This is a genomic window from Lachnospira pectinoschiza, assembly GCF_020564355.1.
Classification (GTDB): Bacteria; Bacillota; Clostridia; order Lachnospirales; family Lachnospiraceae; genus Lachnospira; species Lachnospira intestinalis.
This window is the reverse complement of record NZ_JAJCRR010000008.1, coordinates 1-1,691: the sequence shown is the minus strand read 5'-3', so window position 1 is coordinate 1,691 and position 1,691 is coordinate 1. Positions and strand designations below refer to the sequence as shown.

Annotated in this window: 1 rRNA gene; it reads left to right on the top strand. The window is 49.2% G+C overall.

Annotation, left to right across the window (positions count from 1 at the left end):
- Nucleotides 1-171: 171 nt before the first annotated feature.
- A 23S ribosomal RNA gene (locus LI288_RS13965) occupies nucleotides 172-1,691 on the top strand; the annotation flags it as partial.

The following is a 1,691-nucleotide window of genomic DNA, read 5'->3' as shown; positions in this document are numbered from 1 at the left end:
CTGTTCTTTGAAAACTGCATATTAAAATATCTAATAAACATATCAATGTTTAGACATCCGAGGTGCGGTAACGAAAGTTACCAAACCAAGAAACAAACCGAAGCAAACGAAAGTTTGCGATTAACGTAAAGTTAGTCAGAGACCACAGATATAACGCTATATATCTGTATTGGTTAAGCTATAAAGAGCACAGGGCGGATGCCTAGGCACTGGGAGCCGAAGAAGGACGTGATAAGCTGCGAAAAGCCGCGGGGAGGAGCAAATATCCATTGAGCCGCGGATGTCCGAATGGGGAAACCCACTTGAGCAGACCTCAAGTACCCATGCGCCAATCCATAACGCATGGGAGGGAACCCGGGGAACTGAAACATCTAAGTACCCGGAGGAAGAGAAAGAAACATCGATTTCCCAAGTAGCGGCGAGCGAACGGGAAAGAGCCCAAACCACGGAATTTATTCTGTGGGGTTAGGACTGCATAATTGATTTGCGATTGATAGGAGAACGGTCTGGGAAGTCCGGCGAAAAAGCGTGAAAGCCGCGTATCCGAAATCGAAAGCAACATGGCAGGATCCAGAGTACCACGAGACACGTGAAACCTTGTGGGAATGAGCGGAGACCACTCCGTAAGGCTAAATACTACCCAGTGACCGATAGCGCATAGTACTGTGAAGGAAAGGTGAAAAGGACCCCGGGAGGGGAGTGAAAGAGAACCTGAAACCCTGTGTTTACAAGCTGTCGAAGCACTATATATGTGCGACGGCGTACTTTTTGTAGAACGGTCCGGCGAGTTATGGCATGTGGTAAGGTTAAGTACTTCAGGTACGGAGCCGAAGCGAAAGCGAGTGTGAAAAGCACGTTCTAATCGCCTGTCATATACCCGAAACCGGGTGATCTATCCATGTCCAGGATGAAGTTGCCGTAAAAGGCAATGGAGGTCCGAACACACATCCGTTGAAAAGGGTGGTGATGAGGTGTGGATAGGGGAGAAATTCCAATCGAACCCGGAGATAGCTGGTTCTCCTCGAAATAGCTTTAGGGCTAGCCCATGACAAGTCTGCCGCAGGTAGAGCACTGAATTTCCTAGGGGGCGTCAAAGCCTACCGAAGAATATCAAACTCCGAATGGCGGCCAGATGGTGTCATGGAGTCAGACTGCACGAGATAAGTTGGGTGGTCAAAAGGGAAAGAGCCCAGACCCACAGCTAAGGTCCCAAAGTGCGTGTTAAGTGGAAAAGGATGTGGGATTTCGAAGACAACTAGGATGTTGGCTCAGAAGCAGCCACACATTAAAAGAGTGCGTAATAGCTCACTAGTCGAGAGGTCCTGCGCCGAAAATGTCCGGGGCTGAAACACGACACCGAAGCTTGGGAATCCTACGGGATTGGTAGAGGAGCATTGAAGACGGGACGAAGCGTAACCGTAAGGATACGTGGACTGTCTTGAAGAGAGAATGCCGGAATGAGTAGCGAGAATGAAGTGAGAATCTTCATGGCCGAATATCTAAGGTTTCCAGGGTAAAGCTGATCTGCCCTGGGTAAGTCGGGACCTAAGGCGAGGTCGAAAGACGTAGCCGATGGACAACAGGTTGAAATTCCTGTACTGCATTAAATCAGAACTGTGGGGACACAGAAGGAAGGCATGAGCCGGAAAAGGAAAATCCGGTGCAAGCATGGGAGGGGTATGACAGGCAAA